The sequence below is a fragment of the Natronolimnobius baerhuensis genome (assembly GCF_002177135.1).
Lineage (GTDB): Archaea > Halobacteriota > Halobacteria > Halobacteriales > Natrialbaceae > Natronolimnobius > Natronolimnobius baerhuensis.
Genome location: NZ_MWPH01000002.1, coordinates 1,015,932 through 1,035,178 on the forward strand (window position 1 = coordinate 1,015,932; position 19,247 = coordinate 1,035,178).

Consider the following 19,247-nt stretch of genomic DNA (forward strand, 5'->3'; position numbering starts at 1 on the left):
AGACCGAGAGTGTGAGCCCCGTTAAGCGCCCCCACCCGATTCGTCACACCGTTCGCTCGAGATAGCGCGTTACCGCCTCGAGTGTGGCCTGGCTCGGTTCGGTGGTGTAGGTCCACTCATCGACGTTCTCGAGGCCGTCGTGGCGATGAAACTCGCCGTGGTCGTGACAGCCCCGACCGTGGAAACGAGTGCCGCCGCCGAGTTCGTCCGGGCCGGCGTAGGCGGTGGCCATGGGCGTGACTTCCATCGTGCGGCCGTCCTCGCCGGTCCGCACCGCAGTGCCCAGATCGTGATCACAGGGAGAGCCACCGACTTCGTCGGCAACTTCTGGTGAGAGAAACGTATGCAGCGTCTCGTGGATCGCCATATTTCGCGTGATCGGCCGCGAATCCCAAATCTCAGTCGCACCGAGGTTCGCGACCGTTAGCGCGCCATCGACGTGTTCGTCTCTGTCGGCGGAGTTATCCTCGTTGTCGCCGTCGCCGGCCCTCGAGCCCAGTTCCGCGTTCGGCGTCAGCGTTCCGCCGTAGCCGACCCGGAAGTTCAGCGGCGACCAGCAAAACAGGACATGTGAGGTTCGGGCAGAAAGGGCGTTGCGCTCGCGCACCTGCTCGCGAAAGTTTGCAAGCACCGTCGACAGCGACGGCACAACGGCCTCCGACGACAGCGGCGCGTCCGAGAGTGGAAACCGAACTGGAGCACCTCGCTCGAGGGAGATCTCGAGGCCCTCGAGTCTCGACTCCGCGTTCGCATATTCGAGGACGCGATCCAGCGACTCCTCGACTGCGGCCATTGCGTCGCGGTAGGGTTCCGGCCAGTCGCTGCGCATGCCGGTGACCCCGGCGTGAAGCCAGCCGTGGAGCGGGACGGGGCCGGGATAGATGCGTACGGTCACGGGCGACTCGCTCGCGGTTGCAGTGGTCGTCGTAGGAACGACCGTCGACGCTGCGGCTGCGCCACCGACTGCGGTCAGCAGTTCGCGTCGACTGACGACTCGAGGCCGTCGACTCCTATCGCCGTCGCGGTCGGGGCCAGCCATAGCGACGCTGGAATCCTACACCAATCACGGGCATCATACCCTTTCGTCCTCAGACGGACAAACGCGCGTTCGTGATAGTTGGCCGCTGTGACCGATCAACTGTCCTGAGTGTTGGATAATCGGACGGCTACTCGAGCGAGAACCGTTCGACCGTCGCGTATGCAGGTCCTTCGTTGGTCAGGGTGCTCTCGGTTAGGCGAATTTCGTCGACGCGCATCTCGCCGACGGTCGGGTCGCGTTCGGTGACAAGTTCTTGGACCAGTTCCTTGCCGCCAGCGTGTTCCATTCGCGCGAGGGTGACGTGTGGCGTGAACTCGTGGGTTTCAGGCTCGAACCCCATCGCCATCGTTCTCTCCTCGAGTGCCTCGTGAAGCCGCGTCAGTTCCTCACCGCCGGTTTCGGTGCCGAGCCAGAGCACGCTGATGTACTCGAGGCTTGGAAAGACGCCCAGGCCGCCGAATCGGGCCTCGAAGGGGGAGATGTCGGCGTCAGCGACCGCGGCGGCAAGTTCGCGTGTGAGGTCGGGGAGTTGGGTTTCGTCCACATCGCCGAGGAATTTCAGCGTGAGGTGGGCCTGTTCGGGGTCGGTGAACGTGAGGCCGCCCGCATTCGCGAACTCGGCTTGCAAGTCGGCAACTGGGTCGGCGAGGTCGTCCGGCAGGTCGACGCTGACGAACAGTCGATCGCTCATACGGCGTTCTACGACGGCAGCCGTCATTGAAAATTGCGCTTGCGGTGGCTTCGCAGTGGGAGCCTCGGTCGTTAGGGTCGAAGATTATTCCCGTCGGACCCGGACGAAGACCCATGACTGACGTTGCCGTCATCGGCGGCGGAATCGGCGGCCTCACCGCGGCCCATGAACTCGCTGAGCGCGGGATCGACGTGACCGTCTTCGAGGCCAACGACCGCTTCGGCGGGAAAGCACGCTCGATGCCCGTTGCGGACGGACCCTCCCCACTGCACGGCGAACACGGTTTTCGCTTCTTTCCAGCGTTCTACCGTCACGTCATCGATACGATGGCCCGCATTCCGGACACCGAGGGCACCGTCGCGGACAATCTCGTCGAAACCGAAGCGACGCTGATCGCGAGCGCAACGGAGTCCGAGACAGTCGCCGAGACGTCCACTCCAACCTCGATCCAGGGCTGGCTCGAGGCACTCCGGCCGGCCTTTGCCGAGGACCTGCCGCCCGAGGACGTGCGCTTTCTACTCGAGCGATTGCTCTACCTGTTGACCGCCTGTGAGGAGCGCCGCGAAAACGAACTCGACGACATCTCCTGGTGGGAATTTATCGACGCCGAGCACCGCTCGCAGGCGTTTCGGGACCGACTCGCATACGCCACGCAGGCGCTCGTTGCACTTCGCCCACAGGTCGGTAGCGCCCGGACAATTGGAACGATCTACCTGCAGTTGCTGTTTGGCCGACTCGATCTGACGCAGCCGACCGAACAGGTGTTGAACGCGCCGACAAACGAGGCCTGGATCGACCCCTGGCTCACCGCCCTCGAGACCCTCGGCGTCGCTCTTCGGCCGGATACGCCGGTCGCGCGACTCGAGGCGGATGGGAGAGATGTCTCTGGGCTCGTGTTGGAAACCGGCGAACGCGTCACGGCCGACGAGTACGTTCTCGCAGTGCCGGTCGAGGTTGCTCCCGAGTTCGTCGAGCCGTCTCTCACCCGGATCGCGCCCGAACTCGGCCGAATCGACCGCCTCGAGACAGCCTGGATGAACGGGATTCAGTTCTACCTGACCGACGATGTCGCGCTGTCTCGCGGCCATCAAGTCTACACCGACTCGCCGTGGGCGCTCACCTCGATTTCCCAGCGTCAGTTCTGGAGCGGCTACGATCTCGAGAGCCGCGGCCCCGAGGCTGTCGAGGGCGTCCTCTCGGTGATCGCCTCGGATTGGGAAACGCCGGGGACCGTCGTCGAAAAGCCGGCAAGATCGTGTACGCGGGAGGAGATCGCGACGGAGATCTGGGCGCAGTTGAAACAGCACCTAAACAGCCACAGTGACTCTGCAAGCGCGGCGAGACTCACCGACGACATGCTCGTCGACTGGTTTCTCGACCCGGCTATCGTCGAAACCGACGACGGCGTCACAAATCGTTCACCCCTGTTGATCAACACCGTCGGCGCGCTCCAGAATCGCCCGCCTGCAGACGTTGGTGTGCGAAATCTCACGCTCGCGAGCGACTACGTGCGGACGAACTCCGATCTGGCGTCGATGGAGTCAGCGAACGAAGCCGGTCGCCGCGCGGCGAACGCCATCCTCAAGCGACAAGGGTATCGCGGCGCTCTTGCATCGGTCTGGGAACTCGAGGAGCCAGCAGTGTTCGAACCGTTCAAGCGCCAAGATCGGATTCGCTACCGACTCGGGTTGCCACATCCCGCATCGGTGACGCAGTCGCTTCGGACAATGACAAGAGGACTCACCGCGGGGCCTCGAGGGCGGTGAGCGCGAAAGAGTCGTCCGCAGGGAGTCGCGAGGCCGCGCGATAGCCGGGTCGCAGGTCTTAACAGTCCTCGCCGCCAAAATCGGTTCATGACTGACCGCGAGGACGATAGCCACGAGTTCTCCGAAGGGGACGGGTTTGACGAACTCTACGACGAGTTCGATCTCGACCCACCCGAACTGGGCGTCGATCCCGGAAAGGTCGACCCTGTCGACTCCCGCGTCGTCTCCGATACGCTCGACGCAGAGAACATCGGGAGCGACGAAGTCGACGCCACGGAACTGCTCGACGTCGGGCTGAACTACATGCAGATCAACCGCTACGAGCAAGCCACTGACGCCTTCGACCGAACCGCCCAGTTCGCCGAGGACGACCGCCTCGAACAGGAGGCGTGGGTCAACAAAGGCGTTGCTCACGCCGAACTCGAGGAGTACGACGCGGCAATCGGAGCCTACCGCGAGGCGCTCCGGATCGACGGCGACAGCGACCACGCCGCGACGGCAGAGACGAACCTCGCGTACGCGCTCTGGGAGTTCGGCGAGACATCCGAGGCCTTAGAGCACGCCGAACGCGCCGTCGAGATCGACGAGCGCTTCGCCGAAGGCTGGTTCAATCGGGCCTTCTTCCTCTCGGAGCGCGGCCTCTCCGAGGAGGCGCTGCACTGCATTGATAACGCGGTTCGGCTGGGGCTTCGAAACGCCAAAGTGCTCGAGGAGAAAGCAGAAATTCTCGAGGAGCTGGGCGAGTACGACGAGGCCGAAGAGATTGCCGACGAGGCAAACGAAATGCGTGAACGCGCCGAACAGCGTGTCATGGAAGAGCGCCAAGAAATGCAGGGCCAGAACGTCGGCGGGGCGGGCACACAGCAGGACCAACAGTCCAACACCCAGCCGCGACACACCCCAGAGGATCCAAGCGTCGACGTGACCGATCCGGGTCCCGCACCGAAAGACGACGACCGCGAGTGGGAACTCGAGTAGGGCTGTTCGATGATCGTCAACGAACGAGAAACTCAGGAGGGGCTGCTCGTCGCGGTCTGTGATAGCGACGTCGTCGGCGAGACGTACGAAGCCGACGACCTCTCGCTGACCGTCACCGAGGAGTTCTACGGCGGCGACGAGGTCGACGAGACGGCGGTCGTCGAGAGCTTAGCGCGGGCCGACGTGGCCAACATCGTCGGCACCCGCGCGGTCGAACTCGCCATCGAGGAAGGCTTCGTCGACGAAGCGAACGTCCTCGAGGTCGGCGAGACCCTGCACGCGCAGTTGTTGCGGCTGTACTGACAGTCAGTTGTCAATTACAGATCTGCTCTGCTGAACCGATAGTAGCCAATCAGCGCGGGCACGAGCAACCAGCCGAGCAGGACGACGATGCCGAACCATTCTTGTAAGTAAAACGGTGCCTCGCCAGCGTAGCGTTCGGCAGGTGTCATCTGGGAGGCTTCGAAGCTCTCGAGGCCGTACTGGAAGGTAAACGGCGGGATTGTGCCCTCGACGATCTCGGTTGCAAGCGTCGTGTAGGCCGTCAGCGGGTTCAGTTGCTCGAGGACGAGATACCACGTCGCCGGCTCCGTTCCGGGACCCTCACCGTAGAGCAGGCGATAGGGGCCGGCGGTGACGAGTTCCCAGAGGGCGACGAACAGCATGTAGCTGCCGACGACGATGGCCATGGACTTGCCTCGAGTCGCAACGGCCGCGGAAACGCCAACGGCGAAGCCGACGAAGGCGACGCCGAACAGCAGCGTCAGGAGGCCGAACTCGACCAGCGCGAACAGCGGAACCGCGCCGAAGAAGATCGAACTCAACACGAGCGCGGTGACGAACGCGAGTGCGATTGCTGTCCCGATGACGGTCGCTCGACCGAGGAGTTTGCCGAAGACGACATCGGCTCGATTCGGCGGCAGCCCGAGCAGGAGTTTGATGCTGCCCGACCGTCGTTCGCCGACGACGGCCATGTAGCCCGTAATGAGCGCGGCAATCGGGACGAGCGTCTGGAGCGGAAAGCCGAGGAAGCCAAGCACCTCGGACGCGCTCGCATCGTCGACGACGTACCAGATGGCCGCGTAGCCGATGACGACCATCCCAACGAGCAAGCCGATCAGCGCCCAGAGGAGTTTCGAGCGACTGGCATCGTCGAAGTCCTTGCGGGCGACGGTAGCGATGTGTGAGACCATCGATTACTCGCTCGCCTCCGCTTGCACCGGTTCCGTCTGGGCGTCTGACTCCGCTGGCGTCTGCTCGTCGCTCTCATTGTCGGCGTCCGCGTCAGCCTTCTCACTCTCTGTCCCAGCAGTCTCGTCAGTCAACTGCGTGAACAGCGACTCGAGCGAGACGTCCGAAATCTGGACGTCCTCGATGGTCGCGCCAGCCTGGTCGAGTGCGGTGATCAGCGGCGCTTTCGCCGCTGGCTCCGCGACGGCACACTCGAGGGTCCGTGCCGTTGGTGTCACCTCGGTGATTCCCGCAACCGACTGGGCGGTCTCGAGGTAGGTATCCGGAGCGCCAGCGAGCGTCAGTGTCACTGTCGCATCACCGCCGAGTGAGTCTCGGAGGCCGTCGATGGTATCGACGGCAACGAGGGTGCCGTTCGTCAGGACACCGATTCGGTCACAGACCGCGTCGACGTGCTCTAAGATGTGACTCGAGAAGAAGACGGTCGTGCCGCGGTCGGCTTCCGCGCGGACGAGGTCTTGCAGTTCGCGGATGCCGTGGGGGTCGAGTCCGGAGGAGGGCTCGTCCATAATCAGCAGGTCAGGGTCGCCGACCAGCGCCATCGCCATCGCAAGTCGCTGGCGCATACCAGTCGAGTACCCGCCAGCGACGCGGTCCCACGCGTCGGGGTCGAGGCCAGCCCGCTCGAGGAGTTCCTCGGGGTCGTCGTCGGCGTGTTTCGTCTCGATAGCGAACTCGACGTGTCGGCGGCCGGTAAGCCGCGGGTAGATATCGAACCCTTCGGGGAGAATGCCGACCCGCTCGCTGATCTGGTCGGCCTCCGTCTGGGCGTCGTAGCCGAGAACTGTCGCGGAGCCACTCGTCGGGCGGACGAAATCGAGCAGCATGTTGATCGTCGTCGACTTGCCGGCCCCGTTCGGGCCCAGAAAGCCGAACACCTCACCCTCTCGGACCGTCAACTCGAGGCCGTCGACGGCGGTGACGTCGCCGTACTGTTTCGTCAGGGCGGTCGTTTCGATTGCTGTCATTACGGTGACCTACCACGATGGGGCATATAAGCCGGAGGGGCGGTTTCACTCCGGGAAAGCAGTACCGTGATTGAACAGGTGTGCAAAGACGCTCGCTGCCCGGACCACAGCAGGTGAAGATTTTTGAGGGGCTACTTCGACTGTATGAATATGCCACTCGAGCTTCCAGGACCGGTCGAGCAACTCCGGCAGGACGAATATACCGGCGAAAATCGGTGTGTCCCCTGTACCGCAGTGAACCTCATCATCGCCGTTGTGATCGCACTCGCCGTCGGCGTCGCGTTCGTTCCCGCCGGCGCGGTCGTTTTCGGACTGTCACTCGCGACGATCTATCTCCGGGGCTATCTCGTCCCCGGCACGCCGACGCTGACGAAACGGTACTTCCCCGACTGGCTGCTCGCAAAGTTCGACAAAGAGCCGCTCACGTTCGAGGAGGCCGCTGCACTCGAGCGGGAAGAAAACGCTGTGCTCGGAGATGAGGGCGGTGCTGCACTCGACAATGAGGGGACAGCCACGCTCGAGGACGACGAGTCCGACACCGCCGCCGAAACGACTCCCGCTGAGACAGCGACAGCGTCAGCGTCGGAGACAGATGCCGAACAGGTCACGTCCGAGACGGCCGGTGAAACGGACACTGCCACGGAACCAGAGCCACCCGAACACGTCGATCCGGAACAGCTGTTTCTCGAGCACGAGATTCTCGTTCCCTGTGTTGGGCCAGCCGAGGGAGGTGGCGCGGACGGAGACGAAAACGATGCAGTCGGCGACCCCGACGAACTGGACGAGGAAGCGGACCTCTGTCTCACATCCGACATCGAGACGGCGTGGCAGGCCGAAATCGACGCCCTCCGCGATGGCGACCGCGAGGTACAACTCGCGGAGTTCCTCGAGACTGATCCCGAGGCCGTCGAACTCGAGACCAGCCGCTACGCGGTCGCACGGGTCAACGGACGACTCGCGGCACGCTGGGAATCCGAGGCCGCGGTGCTCGCAGACATCGCCGCCAAGCGCGTCCTCGCCGAGCGCCTGCCCGAGTGGGACCGGCTGACGATTCAACAGTGCAGCCAGCTTGCAAACGGTCTACGAGCGTTTATCGAGACGTGTCCGACCTGCGAGAGCGACATCTCGCTGGACGAAGAGACCGTCGAATCCTGCTGTCGGTCCCGACAGGTGTACGCGATTACCTGTAACGACTGCGACGTACGGATTCTCGAGGTTTCGCAATAGTCTCGAGCGAGTCTGTACCGAATCGACGGGCACACTGGCGCAGGGACCGAAGGAGTGTTTTGTCTGGACTCCCTCCTAGACGCCAATGAGTCAGCAGAATCTCGAGTCGCTCGACGTCGAGGCCATCCGCGAGGAGTTTCCCATCCTCGAGCGGGAGTTCGACGGCCAGCAGGTCGTCTACCTCGATAATGCGGCGACGACCCAGACGCCGGATCCGGTCGTCGACGCGATGAGCGAGTACTACCGCCGGTACAACTCGAACGTCCACCGGGGCATCCACCATCTGAGCCAAGAGGCCTCAATTGCCTACGAGAAGGCCCACGACCGCGTCGCCGACTTTATCAACGCCGACGGCCGCGAGGAGGTAATCTTCACGAAGAACACGACCGAAAGCGAGAATCTGGTCGCATACTCGTGGGGTCTGAACGAACTCGAGGCCGGCGACCGCGTCGTGCTGACGGAGATGGAACACCACGCCTCACTCGTAACGTGGCAACAGGTCGCCAAGCAGACGGGTGCCGACGTGGAGTATATCCGCGTCGACGAGGAGGGGCGACTCGATATGGACCACGCCCGCGAACTGATCGACGACGACGCCGCGCTCGTCTCGGCGGTCCACGTCTCGAACACGCTCGGTACGGTCAACCCGGTCTCCGAACTGACCGACCTCGCGCACGAACACGGTGCACTCTCGTTTATCGACGGCGCACAGGCCGTCCCGAACCGCCCCGTCGACGTCGCCGAGATCGACGCCGACTTCTACGCCTTTTCGGGCCACAAGATGGCTGGCCCCACCGGAATCGGCGTCCTCTACGGCAAACAGGAGCTGCTCGAGGAGATGCAGCCCTATCTCTACGGCGGCGGCATGATCCGCAAGGTCACCTTCGAGGACTCAACGTGGGGGGACCTCCCCTGGAAGTTCGAACCTGGGACGCCGCCAATCGCCGAAGCCGTCGGTCTCGTCGCCGCCATTGACTGGCTCGAGGAGATCGGGATGGAGCGCATTCAGGCCCACGAGGAGGAGATCGCCCGCTACGCCTACGAGCAACTCGAGGCGGAAGGCGACGTGGAGATCTACGGCCCCGAACCCGGCCCCGACCGCGGCGGCCTCGTCAGTTTCAACGTCGAGGGCGTCCACGCCCACGATCTGGCCTCGATTATGAACGACCACACGGTCGCAGTGCGAGCGGGCGATCACTGTACCCAGCCGCTACACGACAAACTGGGCGTTCCGGCCTCGACTCGAGCGTCCTTTTACGTCTACAACACGCGCGAGGAAGTCGACAAGCTGGTTGCAGCATTGGACGACGCGCGACAGTTGTTTGCGTAGTTTGACCGTTCACTTCGTTCGCGGTCTTTTTTCGTCTCGTGTCGAGTGACGCGAGACACGGTCAGCGAGAACTCGTTCTCGCCAGACGCGACAGTTGTTCGCGTAACGACGGGAGACCGAAAGACAGTATTTTTCACAATAATTCACCGGTTGAAATTTATATATGGGGTTCGTGAGACGCACATATGTCCGATCACCCCCACGGCGGACCGGTCGAGACGAGCAGTGGCTGGAATCACGTCTTCGTCGCACTGGCTGCAGAGCCGCGACGACGGCTCTTGGTCGCACTTATCGACGAGTCTGAGACGCCACTTTCGCTTCCAGGGGCTGCGATGGCCCCGGAGACGACGGTCGATCCAGCAACAGTCGATCTCGAGTTGCGCCATCACCACCTCCCGTTGCTCGAGTCAGGAGGCTACATCAACTGGCAGCCAGAGCCGCTGTGCGTGTCGCGTGGCCCGCGATTCGACGAAATCCGTGCCGTCGTCGATGGCGTCGCCGCGAACGCATCGGCGATTCCCGACCGATTATGTAGGGACACACAGCTGTTCAGACAGCGTTCCACGCAAGGACAGTAATCGACGCTGCAGTCGGCGACTCGAGATCGACGAGCGAACAAGTGGGGGATTGGAGTCCATTACGGCGGGATCGAATCAGTACCGACTATATCGCGACCGCCCAAGCCGGCCGTATGCTCGAGGCAGTTCGAACCCGCGCGCGGCCGTACTTCGAAGACGCGCCACCGGCACACGACTGGCACCACGTCGAGCGAGTCGAAACACTCGCAAAGACGCTCATCGACCGCCACCCGGATCCAGTCGACGAACGAATTGTTCAACTCGCGGTCCTACTCCACGATATCGGTCGGGAGCGTGAGGATCGTGGTGAGATCGCAGATCACGCCCAGTGGGGCGCTCGAGAAGCCGAACCCATTCTCGAGGACGTCGGAGTTGACGCGGACACAATCGAGGCTGTCAGCCACTGTATCCGAACCCATCGATACTCGAACGCACTCGAACCGGAAACGCTCGAGGCAAAACTCGTCTCGGATGCGGACAATCTTGACGCGCTCGGGGCGGTCGGTATCGCGCGTGTGTTCGCCCACGGTGGTGCACATGGCTCTGCAATGTTCGATCCGGAGACGCCGCTTGCTGCGGATGAGACGACCGCGGGCAAGACCCAGTACAACCACATCCACAGGAAAATCCTCGAGTTGCCAGAGCGGATGTACACCGACGCTGGTGCAGAACTCGCCGAGACGCGCGTCCAGTTCGTCCGCGAGTATCTCGAGCAGTTCGACCATGAGATCCACGGCGAGCGATAGCGGTCAAGAACGACCCCTAGTACACAGCGCGCCGAGAACTTTTCAGAGAGCGGGACAGACAACGGGGCTACCGAGGTGAGAACTGATGTTCGTTTGTGCCGATCACATCGATTGGACGCCGCTCGAGACGGTCAGTAGCGTTCTTGCCGCGGCCAACTGGTACGATTTCCTGCTCGCAATCGTGCCGGTTGCATTCGCGGTTGCACTGATCGCTGCGGCCGTGACGAGTGTCCCACAGATTCAGATGTTGGCTGGCGCAGCACTCGTTGGCGTACTCGTCATCATCGAGGCCTGCTACCGGAATCCTCCACTTGAGCAGGGATACGGTCGCAGCATCGACAGCAACCGTTTTCTCGCGAACTCACTGCTCAACTCGCATCCGACGAGGGCCGATAGCGCCGGCTCACGGCACGCCAGCCGCCGCGACGGAACAGCCAGTAGGTGATCCCGCCGGGAACGAACGTCTCGAGCAAGAACGCGAGATAGAGCCCCGCAACGCCGAGTGGCGTCACCAGCCCGAGCGCAGCGGCCGGCAGCGCGAACACGTAGCGGCCGATCAGCGAGGCGACGAACGGTTTTCGAGTATCGCCAGCGCCGAGTAAGGCACCGCTTGCCGTGCCGTCGATGCCGAGGCCGATTGCGCTGACTCCGCTGACCGCGATGAAAATGGCTGTCTGGCCGATATTGTCGTCCTCGACGAACAGCGTGGCGAGGGGTTCTGCGAGCGCGATGACGACGACAGCCATGACGAGATACGTCACGATTGCGATGCGGATGATCGCAGCGCCGTAGGCTGCGGCCTCGTCTTCTTCGTTTGCGCCAAGGTGCTGGCCGACGAGCGAACTCGAGGCCAGGCCGAGTCCCCAGTTGACGCTGTTGATCTGGCTGCGGACGCGGCGGGCGACTTCGACGGCGGTGACGACAGCGGGGCCGAAGGTTGCGGCGATCCACAGCAGCGGGAAGACGATAAGGCCCTGCGCGAGTCGGCGACCGATCTCGGGGGCAGAGATTTCGACCAGTTGGCGGGCGAGTGGGAGATCGATCCACGTCCCTGAGCGGGTGACGGGGACCGGACTTGGCTCCATCCCGAGGCGGCCGTAGGATCGGCCGGTCATCCCCCAGCCCAGCACGAGCGTGACGAATCCCGTCGAGAGCGTCGTGCCGATGGCTGCGCCGGCGACGCCCATGTCGAACCCGAAGATAAAGAGGCCGCTGAGAAGGATGTTGAGCACCGCGCCGCCCGCACGGGCGACCATCTCAGTGAACGTATCGCCGACGCCCGTGTAGGTGCGACTGGCGATCAAGTTCAGCATCTCGAACAGTGCCGCGGGCGCGACGTAGACGAGATACGTGCTCCCGTGGGCGAGCGTCTCACCCTCGGCTCCAAAGAGTCCGATCAGCCTCTCGGAAAACAGGAGAAAAATGGCCATGATCGGTACCGCGAGGGCGACGACCAGTAGGATACTCTGGGTAACCGCCAGCGACGCGCGTTCGGACTCGTCGCCGCCATAATTCTGCGAGACCAGCGAGACCGTCCCGCCGGCGAGGCCGAGCCCCAGCATCGCGACGATTTCCCAGTACGCAAGCGCGAACGCGAGCCCTGCGGTCCCCGAGACACCAACTGCGACGCCGACCATCGCCAGATCCGCCGTCTGCTTGGACATAATCGCAAAGCCCGTGACGATCCGCGGCCAGGCCAGGTCCATCGTCGGCCGAAATCGTTCGGCGTCGATAATCCCGAGTCGCTCGAGGGTGCGAGCGAGGCGATCAACGACGGCCTCGAGTCGTCCCCGCTCGCTCCCGCGTCCTGTCATTACCCGTGCTTTCGGGAGGCTCCTCTTCGGTCTGTCGTTGAGCGCCCGCGTTCCCGAAGATGGAGTGAGTACAAAAACACTTTACCGTAGCCTTCGAGCGGGGTGTATGAGACGACGAACGCTTCTCGCCAGCGTGTGCGGATCTGGTGCGGTGCTTGGCGGCTGTACGGTACCCCAGTCTGACTCGCGTGATCGGTCGTACATCCCGCGTTCGGCGGCCGAGTTTCCAATCGCCACAGCCGATTTTCGCGATATGAATCCAAGACGTTTCGACGAACGCGAACCTGCTCAGACGATAGCAATCGGAAGCGAAGCGGCCCTCGAGGACTCGTTCGAACCGCACGACATCTACCTCTGGAATAGGATCACGGAACGCGATATCGATATTCGGCTTATCGACATGTGGGAACGCGAGGTTGTCTTCGACGAAACCGAGACTGTACCGGCCGATTCGATCTATTCGTTCACGGTTTGGGCTCCAGCAGTGTACCTTCTCGAGCTGGTCGTTCCAGCCACCGACACGCAGCAGGTGTTGCGAATCCCCTGCCGTGTCTTCGATTGTAACATCACCTCAACGCGCGTTGCACTCGAGGCCGACGACCAGTTCGACGCAGTTGCACAGTCGACGGTGGTACTTTGCCCGAATCCGATCTGTGAGTCAGGAGAATCCATCCAGATAGAAGACGTTTCTATCAACTCGAGCGTAGAACTAGACCTCGAGTAGATTGTCTCGCCAGTTGGCGGTGCTCACGAAGCCTCGAGAGAGCGCCGATCACTCAGAGCGACCGACAGCAGGCGTATCAGGCGTGGTCGTCGCGGTCGCGGTTCGCCAGAACGTATCCGACTCCGCCGAGTCCAGCGAGCGTGCCGAGGACGCCGAATCCAGGTATCGAATCGCTGTCGCCAGCCGTGTCGGTTTCGTTGTCTACGGCATTGGCGTCGCTCGAGTTGGCACCGTCGTCGCCACTCGTCGTTTCGTTCAAGGAGTCGCTTTCGCCATTGAGGTCGTCGTCCGACGCGTCAGTCTCATTTTCAGCCGGCCTATCGTCGTCCGTAGACTCGTTGTCGTCGTCCTCGTCGCCCGCGCCGTCCATGGATCCGCCCAGTGGTTCCGGTCCCTCGTCGTCGCTCACCTCGTCGATGTCGATTGGGACTCCGTCTCGAGAGTCCTCGAGTTCCGAACGGGCCGCCTCTTCGTCCGAGGTGTATACCGTGACGACGAAGGCGTTGCGGTCGCAGATTTCGTCCTCACCGAGTGAGCGCCCGGTCCTCTCGAACCAGGGTTTGTCCGCCAATTCCGCGGACAATTCGTCCGCGACATCACGCGAGCGTTCGACCTGGTCCCACCACGCTTTGGGAACCTCTTCAGTTGCAATGACCTCATCACCCGACATGGCTGTCGCAATCTCAGTCAGTTCACAGTCCGCTTCGTCAGTGCGTGCGCTTGCGGCCGCCGGGACCGCGCTCACAGAGAGACAGCCGAGCGTTGCGAGCATGTGCCGTCGGTTCATACGCCAATCATTGTTTCCATCTCACATAAAGCAGCGGAAAGCTAAAACAGATTTTGCACCGCTAGCGTGCTCTGTCTGACCGAGTTACGTGTCATTCGAGGGGGTTAGCCACGAAGCCTCGAGAGCATCACGCGCAGATGATCCAGCGATAGCAGCGAGGTCGGTCGGTCCATGTGGACGCCGATTTCGCCCGAGAGCGCGCCGAGACCGACTCGCTGGACCGGCTCTGGTAGCGAGTAGGCGCGGCGAATCCAGTGGGCCAGTTGCTGTTCTCGAGCCAGATCATCGCGCCAGGCGTGTTCGTAGGCCGCGAGCGTCGTCGGTCGCTGGGGGTCGATTTCGCGGGCGGCGTGGTCGGCACAGGTCATGCCGTAGAGGATGCCGCCGCCGGTGAAGGGCTTGGTCTGGGCGGCCGCATCGCCGATGAGAAAGACGCGCCGGGAGGTGACGCGATCTGCTGGACCGACAGGAATCGCGCCGGAACAGCGGTGTGAGACGTCGATTTCGTAGCCATCGATCAGTTCCTCGAAGTGCTTGTTCACGTGCACGCCCGGTGGGGTAGCCAGTCCGTACTCGACGCCGGCCTCGCCACGAGGGATGCGCCAGGCGAAGAAGGTTGGCGCGGTGAGGTGGACGTCGACGAAGTTCTCGTGGTCATCCTCGTCCGAAAAGGCCAGCACGCCGTGGAGCAACTCGTCGGGCTGTGGAAGGTCACACTCCTCGCGCACTCTCGAGCGCGGGCCGTCGCAGCCGGCGACCATGCGGGCCTCGTGGGTGACGACGCCGTCGGGACCGCTGGCGGTCACCGTCACGTGGTCTGCGTGTTCGTCGACCTCGGTGACGGTGTGGTGCTCGCGAACGTCTGCGCCAGCCTCTCGAGCGAGGTCGGCGAGGTGTTGGTCGAGACCGACGCGGTCGATGACGTTTGAGGCGACCTCGTCTTTGTAGAACGGATACGAGTCACTGTGTGGGCCGCCGACGTGGAATCGCGCGCCGTAAATCTCGTTCTGAAAGAGGTCGTCTCGAGCGCCCTGACCGGTGTACTCCCAGATGTCGGTGCTGACGTGACCCGAGCAGGCAAGCGGCGTCCCAACGGTCCCCTGCTCTAAGGCGAGTACGTCGTAGCCCTTTTCGGCGGCTCGTCGCGAGAACCGCGCCCCGGCCGGGCCGACGCCCACGACGACGAAATCATACATGGTCAGTACGTTCACGTCGGCGAATAAATATTCTGTCGAAGGCTGCACCTCGAGTGGCAGTCGTGTCAGCGTCGCCCCGTGTGCTACAACACGAACGGTCCCTGCTGTTGGATCACCTCGCCGTGTGGACGGCCGGCGACGGCGACGACGCGGAGTTCGCTTTCGGTCTCGTTTTTGCCCTTGCTCTCGAGGGCGACCGACCGAGATTCTGTGAGTGGGAACACGTCACCCTCCTCGAACTCGTGTCCCGCGACAGTCCCCTCACCGGAAACACCGTACAGAAAGCCGGTCCAGCCGTCCGGTACTGTCCACGTCCAGGTGTCTGTCACACGCACGTCGTGGTAGGTGAGTTCGGTCGTTGGCTCGAGCGGTGATCCCTCACCGACGACGGTCGTGATCGTCGCCCCGTCTTCCTCGACTGTCGACAGGTCGTCGGCCGCCGCGTCCGCGTAGTTGGGGTCGCTGTCTTTCTCCTCGCGCGGGAGGTTGATCCACAGCTGGAGGCCGCTACAGCCCGCGCCGTTTGCGGGCAGTTCCGAGTGGCGAATTCCCTGGCCAGCCGTAATATGCATGGCCTCGCCAGGCGTCGCCGTGTGAGAAACGCCCAGCGAATCCTCGTGGTCCATCCCGCCCTCGAGCATGTACGAGACGATCTCGAAGCCGCGATGTGGGTGCATCGGAAAGCCGTCGTCGGGCTCGATGTAGAAGCGCTCGAAGAGGACGAACGGATCAAGATGTGTGGGAAAGGCGTTCGTCGGGAACGCGCGCGTCGAATTGACGCCGGTGCCGTGGCGAACCGTCTCGCCCGCAATCGGCTCGCTCGAGGCGTCGGATGCGTCCGGGTTCATAGTCGGGTTCGGGTCGCTGTCCAGATAAGCAACCCGGCTGGCGAGAGTGCTCACTCCTCGAGCAGCGTCCACAGTCGCTCGGTGTCGCCTTCGAAGCGCTCGAGCAGGTCGCGCATCTCACGGCGATGGTCGTCGGTCACGTCGACGTGGACCATTCCCTCGCCGGGCTGGCCGTAGACGACGTGTGCGCCCTCGGGAGCGACAGCGATTGCGGGGAGGGCAACGAGGTCCTCTTCGCCCTCGACCAGAATCGTCGTCGGCTCCTCGCGGGCCAGGCCCTCGCGTAACGCACGGATAACATCCACCGAAATTTCGGCGGGCGGATTGACGGCCTCGAGGTGGATGTCATCAGTGACAGCCGCCTGAATCTCGTCGCCGACCGCTTCACGTTCGGTTCGTTCGTCGACGAGTGCAACGTCGGGCGTCCGGCCGGCCTCGAGAAGGTGGTAGGTGACGACGTCGCCGACAGCGATCAGTGGCCCATCGACATCGGCGAGAAGTACGCTGGCATCGGTCTCGATTGGCCCGATTGGCTCTTTGAGTTCAGCACGGAGAGCATCGGGGAGGACGAGTAACTGGTCGTTGGACTGGCCATCGTTGTGGTCGCCGTCGCCCGCTTTATCGGGCGCAGACGCTGGCGATCCGTCTCGAGTTGGGTCGGATTCATCAGAAGTCACGGATACAGAGATAGAAACGGTTACCGGACCTTCAGCGCGTATGCGCCGGATTCGGTGACCTGCATCTCGGTTGCGATCTGGCTCTCCTCGGGATGGGCGATGACGACGTAGCCAGCCCAGTCCTCGGTCAGCGACGAGGAGTTACAGGCGTCGCAGGTCTCGTTGTCCGGGTCGTTGACCCGATGACACTCACGACAGACGAGACGGTCTGAAGCCATGGTTATTCACCCTCTGCAGGGGCTTCCTGGCGCTCGTGTTCTTCTTTGAGCCACCCGTGTTTGCCGAGGCCGGGCTGTTTCGCGGTGAGCCCGATCTTCGAGTCACGTGGGTTGCGCTCGTCGATGCTCTTGGTGACAATTCGTGCGCGGACGGCGTCTTCGACGCCCAGCGTTCGGTTGGAATCGTTCGACGCCAGTTGCTGGTTCTCGCCGTCGAAGGCGAGATACTCATCGGAAATCTGGGAGACGTGGAGCAGGCCGTCAACGGGGCCGATCCCGACGAACGCACCGAACTCGACGACTTCGACGACCGTCCCGTCGACGACTTCCTGCATCTGTGGATCGAACGTGAGGGCATCGAAATCGGCTTCGTAGTAGACGCCAGGTTCGTTCGGGAGCACTGTCCCCTCGCCGATATCGTGGACGTTCGTCACCGAGACGATGCTGCCGACTTCTTCGTCCATTCGGCCTTCGAGTTTGTCCTGTAGCAGTCGCTTCACGAGGTTCGGCGAAACGTCACCGAGTGCCTCAGGCGGTACCTCCACCGTATCTTTCAATCTGACCCGTTTGTACATCTATGGTTGAGTTATCGCTAACTTGTTTCTCCCGCGTAATGCAATTACCGGTACGCTCGCCTCGAGCACCCGGTCGCCCAATGGGCGGTCGTTCGTGACGACGTAGTCGACGGTGCCCCGACGGGCGAGTTCGACCAGCGCGTCGTCGGCGTACGATGCCTCCGTGTCGACGATGAGACAGCGTTCAGTCGCCAGGTCGTGGCCGACGTTCGCTGCCGTCCCCTCCGTCCCACCCTTCTCAGAGAGGCGACGAAGTTCTTCGATGACGGCCTGTGGCGCAGTCGGCTCGTAGCCATCGAGGACGCGCTCGAGTTCGTCGAACAATCGCACGTCGAGTTCGACTGGCATCATGAGCGCGCTCGTATCCAGTGCGACTTGTGCCGGTCCTGTGCCCGTACTCATTCGTCGTCAGTGCCCGTAATGTTACTCCTTGAGCGTCCCGAGTCCGATCAGTCGCCAGCGAGCACCGATACGGCGATTGATCGCGATTTTCGCGCCGGGTTCGGCCGCGACGGGCCGTTTGAGGTTAACCTCACACTCGCCTTCACGTGCGCTAGTGACCGCGCCGACGGTCGTTGCCGTCCCGACGGTCATCATCAGCGGCTCGCCCGTGCTGATCTCCTCGACTTCGCCGCCGTCAGTCCCGACGACACGCTCGAGGAGGTCAACATCCATCGTGAACGCCTGCCAGGTTGGCGGAAGCGAGCCGCGTGGCCCGGCCAGTCGGCCAGCGAGGGCGTCACCTTTCGTCAACGATGGATCGAGTCCAGTCCCGACACCCAGCAGGCCGCCGGGTGTTGCGGTGTCGACTCCCTCGCCGCCAGCTTGCAGCGAGCGGATCGTCGTCTCGATTGGGACGTACTCGGTCTGGCCGCCTTCTTCGACTTCGCGGCCGGGTTTGATCTCGATCTCGTCGTCGACCTCGAGTTCGCCCTGGACGAGGCTGCCGCCGAGGACACCGCCGGAGAGGTCGGAAGCGGTGGTGCCTGGTTTGTTGATGTCGAAGCTCCGGGCGACGTGCATGCGCGGATCGGCATCGGGGTCGCGCTCGGGCGTCGGAATCTCGTCTTCGATAGCCTGAATGAGGAGGTCAATGTTGACTTCCTGGCCAGCAGAGACGGGAACGACCGGTGCGTCTTCGGCGACGGTTCCGGAGACGAACTCCTGGATCTCCTCGTAGTTGCGCTGGGCTTGGTCCGTGCTGACGAGGTCGACCTTGTTCTGGGCGATGACGATGTTATCGATGCCGATGATATCGAGCGCCATCAGGTGCTCTTCGGTCTGGGGCTGTGGGACGGGCTCGTTGGCGCTGACGACCAACACGGCTCCGTCCATCAGCGATGCTCCGGAGAGCATCGTCGCCATCAAGGTCTCGTGACCTGGGGCGTCGACGAACGACACGGTCCGAAGTGGCTCGCTTTCCGAGCCGTCCGGACACTCCTCTGAAACGGTGTAACAGTCGGGTTCCTCAAGGCCGTCGCAGTAGCGGAACGTCGCGTCCGCATAGCCAAGCCTGATGGAGATACCGCGTTTCATCTCCTCTGAGTGCTGGTCGGTCCACGAGCCGCTCAGGGCCTGAACCAGCGTGGTCTTGCCGTGGTCGACGTGACCGACGAGCCCGATGTTCACCTCCGGTTGTTGATTTCCTGCCATAAGACGGTGAGTAATCTTAGCTATGGCTTCCGTCGTGCGCTTGATAAAGGTTGCGAGCTATCCCGCCGAATTGTCCCAGCCACGCGGTGAGAGTTGGGTTCGAAACTACGGTTCGTGAGCAGTGTCGTCACCACACACTCGAGGCGTTACCGCCCGAACTGGACGGAACAGACCAGTAGCT

Annotated in this window: 22 protein-coding genes; 9 read left to right on the forward strand and 13 right to left on the reverse strand. The window is 62.9% G+C overall.

Features of this window, described 5'->3' with window-relative positions; translation table 11 throughout:
* Window positions 1–43: 43 nt before the first annotated feature.
* Together B2G88_RS11300 and thpR are read right to left on the reverse strand one after the other, a co-directional pair.
* Window positions 44–1,039 carry a hypothetical protein gene (locus B2G88_RS11300; protein WP_176393217.1) on the reverse strand — a complete coding sequence of 332 codons (996 nt, stop codon included), beginning with the start codon at window positions 1,037–1,039 and terminating at the stop codon, window positions 44–46.
* Between the two features lie 127 nt (window positions 1,040–1,166).
* Window positions 1,167–1,730, reverse strand: coding sequence for an RNA 2',3'-cyclic phosphodiesterase (thpR, locus tag B2G88_RS11305; protein ID WP_087714809.1), 564 nt, complete (start codon window positions 1,728–1,730; stop codon window positions 1,167–1,169).
* Window positions 1,731–1,843: 113 nt separating this feature from the next.
* On the opposite strand from thpR, the gene B2G88_RS11310 reads away from it, so the two are divergent.
* The 3 genes from B2G88_RS11310 to B2G88_RS11320 all read left to right on the forward strand — a co-directional run bounded on the left by B2G88_RS11310 (window position 1,844) and on the right by B2G88_RS11320 (window position 4,777).
* On the forward strand, window positions 1,844–3,496 hold the full coding sequence (locus B2G88_RS11310) for a hydroxysqualene dehydroxylase (RefSeq protein WP_087714810.1): 1,653 nt from the start codon (window positions 1,844–1,846) through the stop codon (window positions 3,494–3,496).
* Between the two features lie 87 nt (window positions 3,497–3,583).
* Window positions 3,584–4,474, forward strand: coding sequence for a tetratricopeptide repeat protein (locus B2G88_RS11315; protein WP_054862474.1), 891 nt, complete (start codon window positions 3,584–3,586; stop codon window positions 4,472–4,474).
* Between the two features lie 9 nt (window positions 4,475–4,483).
* Window positions 4,484–4,777 carry a DUF424 domain-containing protein gene (locus B2G88_RS11320; protein ID WP_054862475.1) on the forward strand — a complete coding sequence of 98 codons (294 nt, stop codon included), beginning with the start codon at window positions 4,484–4,486 and terminating at the stop codon, window positions 4,775–4,777.
* A 14-nt stretch (window positions 4,778–4,791) separates the two neighbouring features.
* Here the strand turns inward: B2G88_RS11320 and B2G88_RS11325 are convergent, their stop codons facing one another.
* Entirely contained in the window at window positions 4,792–5,667 is an 876-nt protein-coding gene (locus B2G88_RS11325) for an ABC transporter permease subunit (RefSeq protein ID WP_087714811.1), read from the reverse strand.
* Between the two features lie 3 nt (window positions 5,668–5,670).
* On the reverse strand, window positions 5,671–6,693 hold the full coding sequence (locus B2G88_RS11330) for an ABC transporter ATP-binding protein (RefSeq protein ID WP_087714812.1): 1,023 nt from the start codon (window positions 6,691–6,693) through the stop codon (window positions 5,671–5,673).
* Between the two features lie 150 nt (window positions 6,694–6,843).
* Between B2G88_RS11330 and B2G88_RS11335 the strand changes: the two genes are divergently transcribed.
* The 5 genes from B2G88_RS11335 to B2G88_RS11355 all read left to right on the forward strand — a co-directional run bounded on the left by B2G88_RS11335 (window position 6,844) and on the right by B2G88_RS11355 (window position 11,019).
* Window positions 6,844–7,920, forward strand: coding sequence for an ICP22 family protein (locus B2G88_RS11335; RefSeq protein WP_087714813.1), 1,077 nt, complete (start codon window positions 6,844–6,846; stop codon window positions 7,918–7,920).
* 85 nt (window positions 7,921–8,005) lie between these two features.
* Window positions 8,006–9,250 (forward strand): aminotransferase class V-fold PLP-dependent enzyme, encoded by a 1,245-nt coding sequence (locus B2G88_RS11340; RefSeq protein ID WP_087714814.1) that lies wholly within the window; start codon window positions 8,006–8,008, stop codon window positions 9,248–9,250.
* 185 nt (window positions 9,251–9,435) lie between these two features.
* The gene (locus B2G88_RS11345) at window positions 9,436–9,828 is read left to right on the forward strand and encodes a hypothetical protein (protein ID WP_054862476.1); all 393 of its coding nucleotides are present in this window, start codon (window positions 9,436–9,438) and stop codon (window positions 9,826–9,828) included.
* Window positions 9,829–9,941: 113 nt separating this feature from the next.
* Window positions 9,942–10,574 carry an HD domain-containing protein gene (locus B2G88_RS11350; protein ID WP_087714815.1) on the forward strand — a complete coding sequence of 211 codons (633 nt, stop codon included), beginning with the start codon at window positions 9,942–9,944 and terminating at the stop codon, window positions 10,572–10,574.
* 85 nt (window positions 10,575–10,659) lie between these two features.
* Window positions 10,660–11,019, forward strand: coding sequence for a hypothetical protein (locus B2G88_RS11355; RefSeq protein ID WP_394335712.1), 360 nt, complete (start codon window positions 10,660–10,662; stop codon window positions 11,017–11,019).
* Here the strand turns inward: B2G88_RS11355 and B2G88_RS11360 are convergent.
* On the reverse strand, window positions 10,943–12,388 hold the full coding sequence (locus B2G88_RS11360) for an MATE family efflux transporter (RefSeq protein WP_087714816.1): 1,446 nt from the start codon (window positions 12,386–12,388) through the stop codon (window positions 10,943–10,945). The two genes, B2G88_RS11355 and B2G88_RS11360, sit on opposite strands and share 77 nt — an antisense overlap.
* A 106-nt stretch (window positions 12,389–12,494) precedes the next feature.
* Between B2G88_RS11360 and B2G88_RS11365 the strand changes: the two genes are divergently transcribed.
* Entirely contained in the window at window positions 12,495–13,112 is a 618-nt protein-coding gene (locus B2G88_RS11365) for a hypothetical protein (protein WP_176393218.1), read from the forward strand.
* Window positions 13,113–13,188: 76 nt separating this feature from the next.
* Here B2G88_RS11365 and B2G88_RS11370 read toward each other — a convergent pair whose 3' ends face one another.
* The 8 genes from B2G88_RS11370 to B2G88_RS11405 form a co-directional block, all read right to left on the reverse strand.
* Window positions 13,189–13,899, reverse strand: a complete 711-nt coding sequence (locus B2G88_RS11370; RefSeq protein WP_140408844.1) for a PGF-CTERM sorting domain-containing protein — start codon at window positions 13,897–13,899, stop codon at window positions 13,189–13,191.
* A 104-nt stretch (window positions 13,900–14,003) separates the two neighbouring features.
* Window positions 14,004–15,095 (reverse strand): geranylgeranyl reductase family protein, encoded by a 1,092-nt coding sequence (locus B2G88_RS11375; RefSeq protein ID WP_054862499.1) that lies wholly within the window; start codon window positions 15,093–15,095, stop codon window positions 14,004–14,006.
* A gap of 83 nt (window positions 15,096–15,178) precedes the next feature.
* On the reverse strand, window positions 15,179–15,943 hold the full coding sequence (locus B2G88_RS11380; protein ID WP_087714818.1) for a pirin family protein: 765 nt from the start codon (window positions 15,941–15,943) through the stop codon (window positions 15,179–15,181).
* A 50-nt stretch (window positions 15,944–15,993) separates the two neighbouring features.
* On the reverse strand, window positions 15,994–16,620 hold the full coding sequence (locus tag B2G88_RS11385) for a GTP-dependent dephospho-CoA kinase family protein (RefSeq protein WP_054862479.1): 627 nt from the start codon (window positions 16,618–16,620) through the stop codon (window positions 15,994–15,996).
* Between the two features lie 20 nt (window positions 16,621–16,640).
* A complete protein-coding gene (gene spt4 / locus B2G88_RS11390) occupies window positions 16,641–16,838 on the reverse strand; it encodes a transcription elongation factor subunit Spt4 (RefSeq protein ID WP_054862480.1) in 198 nt (65 codons plus the stop codon).
* 2 nt (window positions 16,839–16,840) lie between these two features.
* Entirely contained in the window at window positions 16,841–17,413 is a 573-nt protein-coding gene (locus B2G88_RS11395; RefSeq protein ID WP_054862481.1) for a DNA-directed RNA polymerase, read from the reverse strand.
* Window positions 17,414–17,815 carry a PIN domain-containing protein gene (locus B2G88_RS11400; protein ID WP_054862482.1) on the reverse strand — a complete coding sequence of 134 codons (402 nt, stop codon included), beginning with the start codon at window positions 17,813–17,815 and terminating at the stop codon, window positions 17,414–17,416.
* A gap of 21 nt (window positions 17,816–17,836) precedes the next feature.
* Complete coding sequence (locus B2G88_RS11405; protein WP_054862483.1) at window positions 17,837–19,066, reverse strand: translation initiation factor IF-2 subunit gamma; 1,230 nt, start codon at window positions 19,064–19,066, stop codon at window positions 17,837–17,839.
* Between the last annotated feature and the right edge of the window lie 181 nt (window positions 19,067–19,247).

What these genes read in the sequence shown, in the direction of transcription:
- B2G88_RS11300 (WP_176393217.1), bottom strand. Translation starts at nt 1,039, where the DNA reads ATGGCTGGCCCCGACCGCGACGGCGATAGGAGTCGACGGCCTCGAGTC.
- thpR (WP_087714809.1), bottom strand. Translation starts at nt 1,730, where the DNA reads ATGAGCGATCGACTGTTCGTCAGCGTCGACCTGCCGGACGACCTCGCC.
- B2G88_RS11310 (WP_087714810.1), top strand. Translation starts at nt 1,844, where the DNA reads ATGACTGACGTTGCCGTCATCGGCGGCGGAATCGGCGGCCTCACCGCG.
- B2G88_RS11315 (WP_054862474.1), top strand. Translation starts at nt 3,584, where the DNA reads ATGACTGACCGCGAGGACGATAGCCACGAGTTCTCCGAAGGGGACGGG.
- B2G88_RS11320 (WP_054862475.1), top strand. Translation starts at nt 4,484, where the DNA reads ATGATCGTCAACGAACGAGAAACTCAGGAGGGGCTGCTCGTCGCGGTC.
- B2G88_RS11325 (WP_087714811.1), bottom strand. Translation starts at nt 5,667, where the DNA reads ATGGTCTCACACATCGCTACCGTCGCCCGCAAGGACTTCGACGATGCC.
- B2G88_RS11330 (WP_087714812.1), bottom strand. Translation starts at nt 6,693, where the DNA reads ATGACAGCAATCGAAACGACCGCCCTGACGAAACAGTACGGCGACGTC.
- B2G88_RS11335 (WP_087714813.1), top strand. Translation starts at nt 6,844, where the DNA reads ATGCCACTCGAGCTTCCAGGACCGGTCGAGCAACTCCGGCAGGACGAA.
- B2G88_RS11340 (WP_087714814.1), top strand. Translation starts at nt 8,006, where the DNA reads ATGAGTCAGCAGAATCTCGAGTCGCTCGACGTCGAGGCCATCCGCGAG.
- B2G88_RS11345 (WP_054862476.1), top strand. Translation starts at nt 9,436, where the DNA reads ATGTCCGATCACCCCCACGGCGGACCGGTCGAGACGAGCAGTGGCTGG.
- B2G88_RS11350 (WP_087714815.1), top strand. Translation starts at nt 9,942, where the DNA reads ATGCTCGAGGCAGTTCGAACCCGCGCGCGGCCGTACTTCGAAGACGCG.
- B2G88_RS11355 (WP_394335712.1), top strand. Translation starts at nt 10,660, where the DNA reads ATGTTCGTTTGTGCCGATCACATCGATTGGACGCCGCTCGAGACGGTC.
- B2G88_RS11360 (WP_087714816.1), bottom strand. Translation starts at nt 12,388, where the DNA reads ATGACAGGACGCGGGAGCGAGCGGGGACGACTCGAGGCCGTCGTTGAT.
- B2G88_RS11365 (WP_176393218.1), top strand. Translation starts at nt 12,495, where the DNA reads ATGAGACGACGAACGCTTCTCGCCAGCGTGTGCGGATCTGGTGCGGTG.
- B2G88_RS11370 (WP_140408844.1), bottom strand. Translation starts at nt 13,899, where the DNA reads ATGAACCGACGGCACATGCTCGCAACGCTCGGCTGTCTCTCTGTGAGC.
- B2G88_RS11375 (WP_054862499.1), bottom strand. Translation starts at nt 15,095, where the DNA reads ATGTATGATTTCGTCGTCGTGGGCGTCGGCCCGGCCGGGGCGCGGTTC.
- B2G88_RS11380 (WP_087714818.1), bottom strand. Translation starts at nt 15,943, where the DNA reads ATGAACCCGGACGCATCCGACGCCTCGAGCGAGCCGATTGCGGGCGAG.
- spt4 (WP_054862480.1), bottom strand. Translation starts at nt 16,838, where the DNA reads ATGGCTTCAGACCGTCTCGTCTGTCGTGAGTGTCATCGGGTCAACGAC.
- B2G88_RS11395 (WP_054862481.1), bottom strand. Translation starts at nt 17,413, where the DNA reads ATGTACAAACGGGTCAGATTGAAAGATACGGTGGAGGTACCGCCTGAG.
- B2G88_RS11400 (WP_054862482.1), bottom strand. Translation starts at nt 17,815, where the DNA reads ATGAGTACGGGCACAGGACCGGCACAAGTCGCACTGGATACGAGCGCG.
- B2G88_RS11405 (WP_054862483.1), bottom strand. Translation starts at nt 19,066, where the DNA reads ATGGCAGGAAATCAACAACCGGAGGTGAACATCGGGCTCGTCGGTCAC.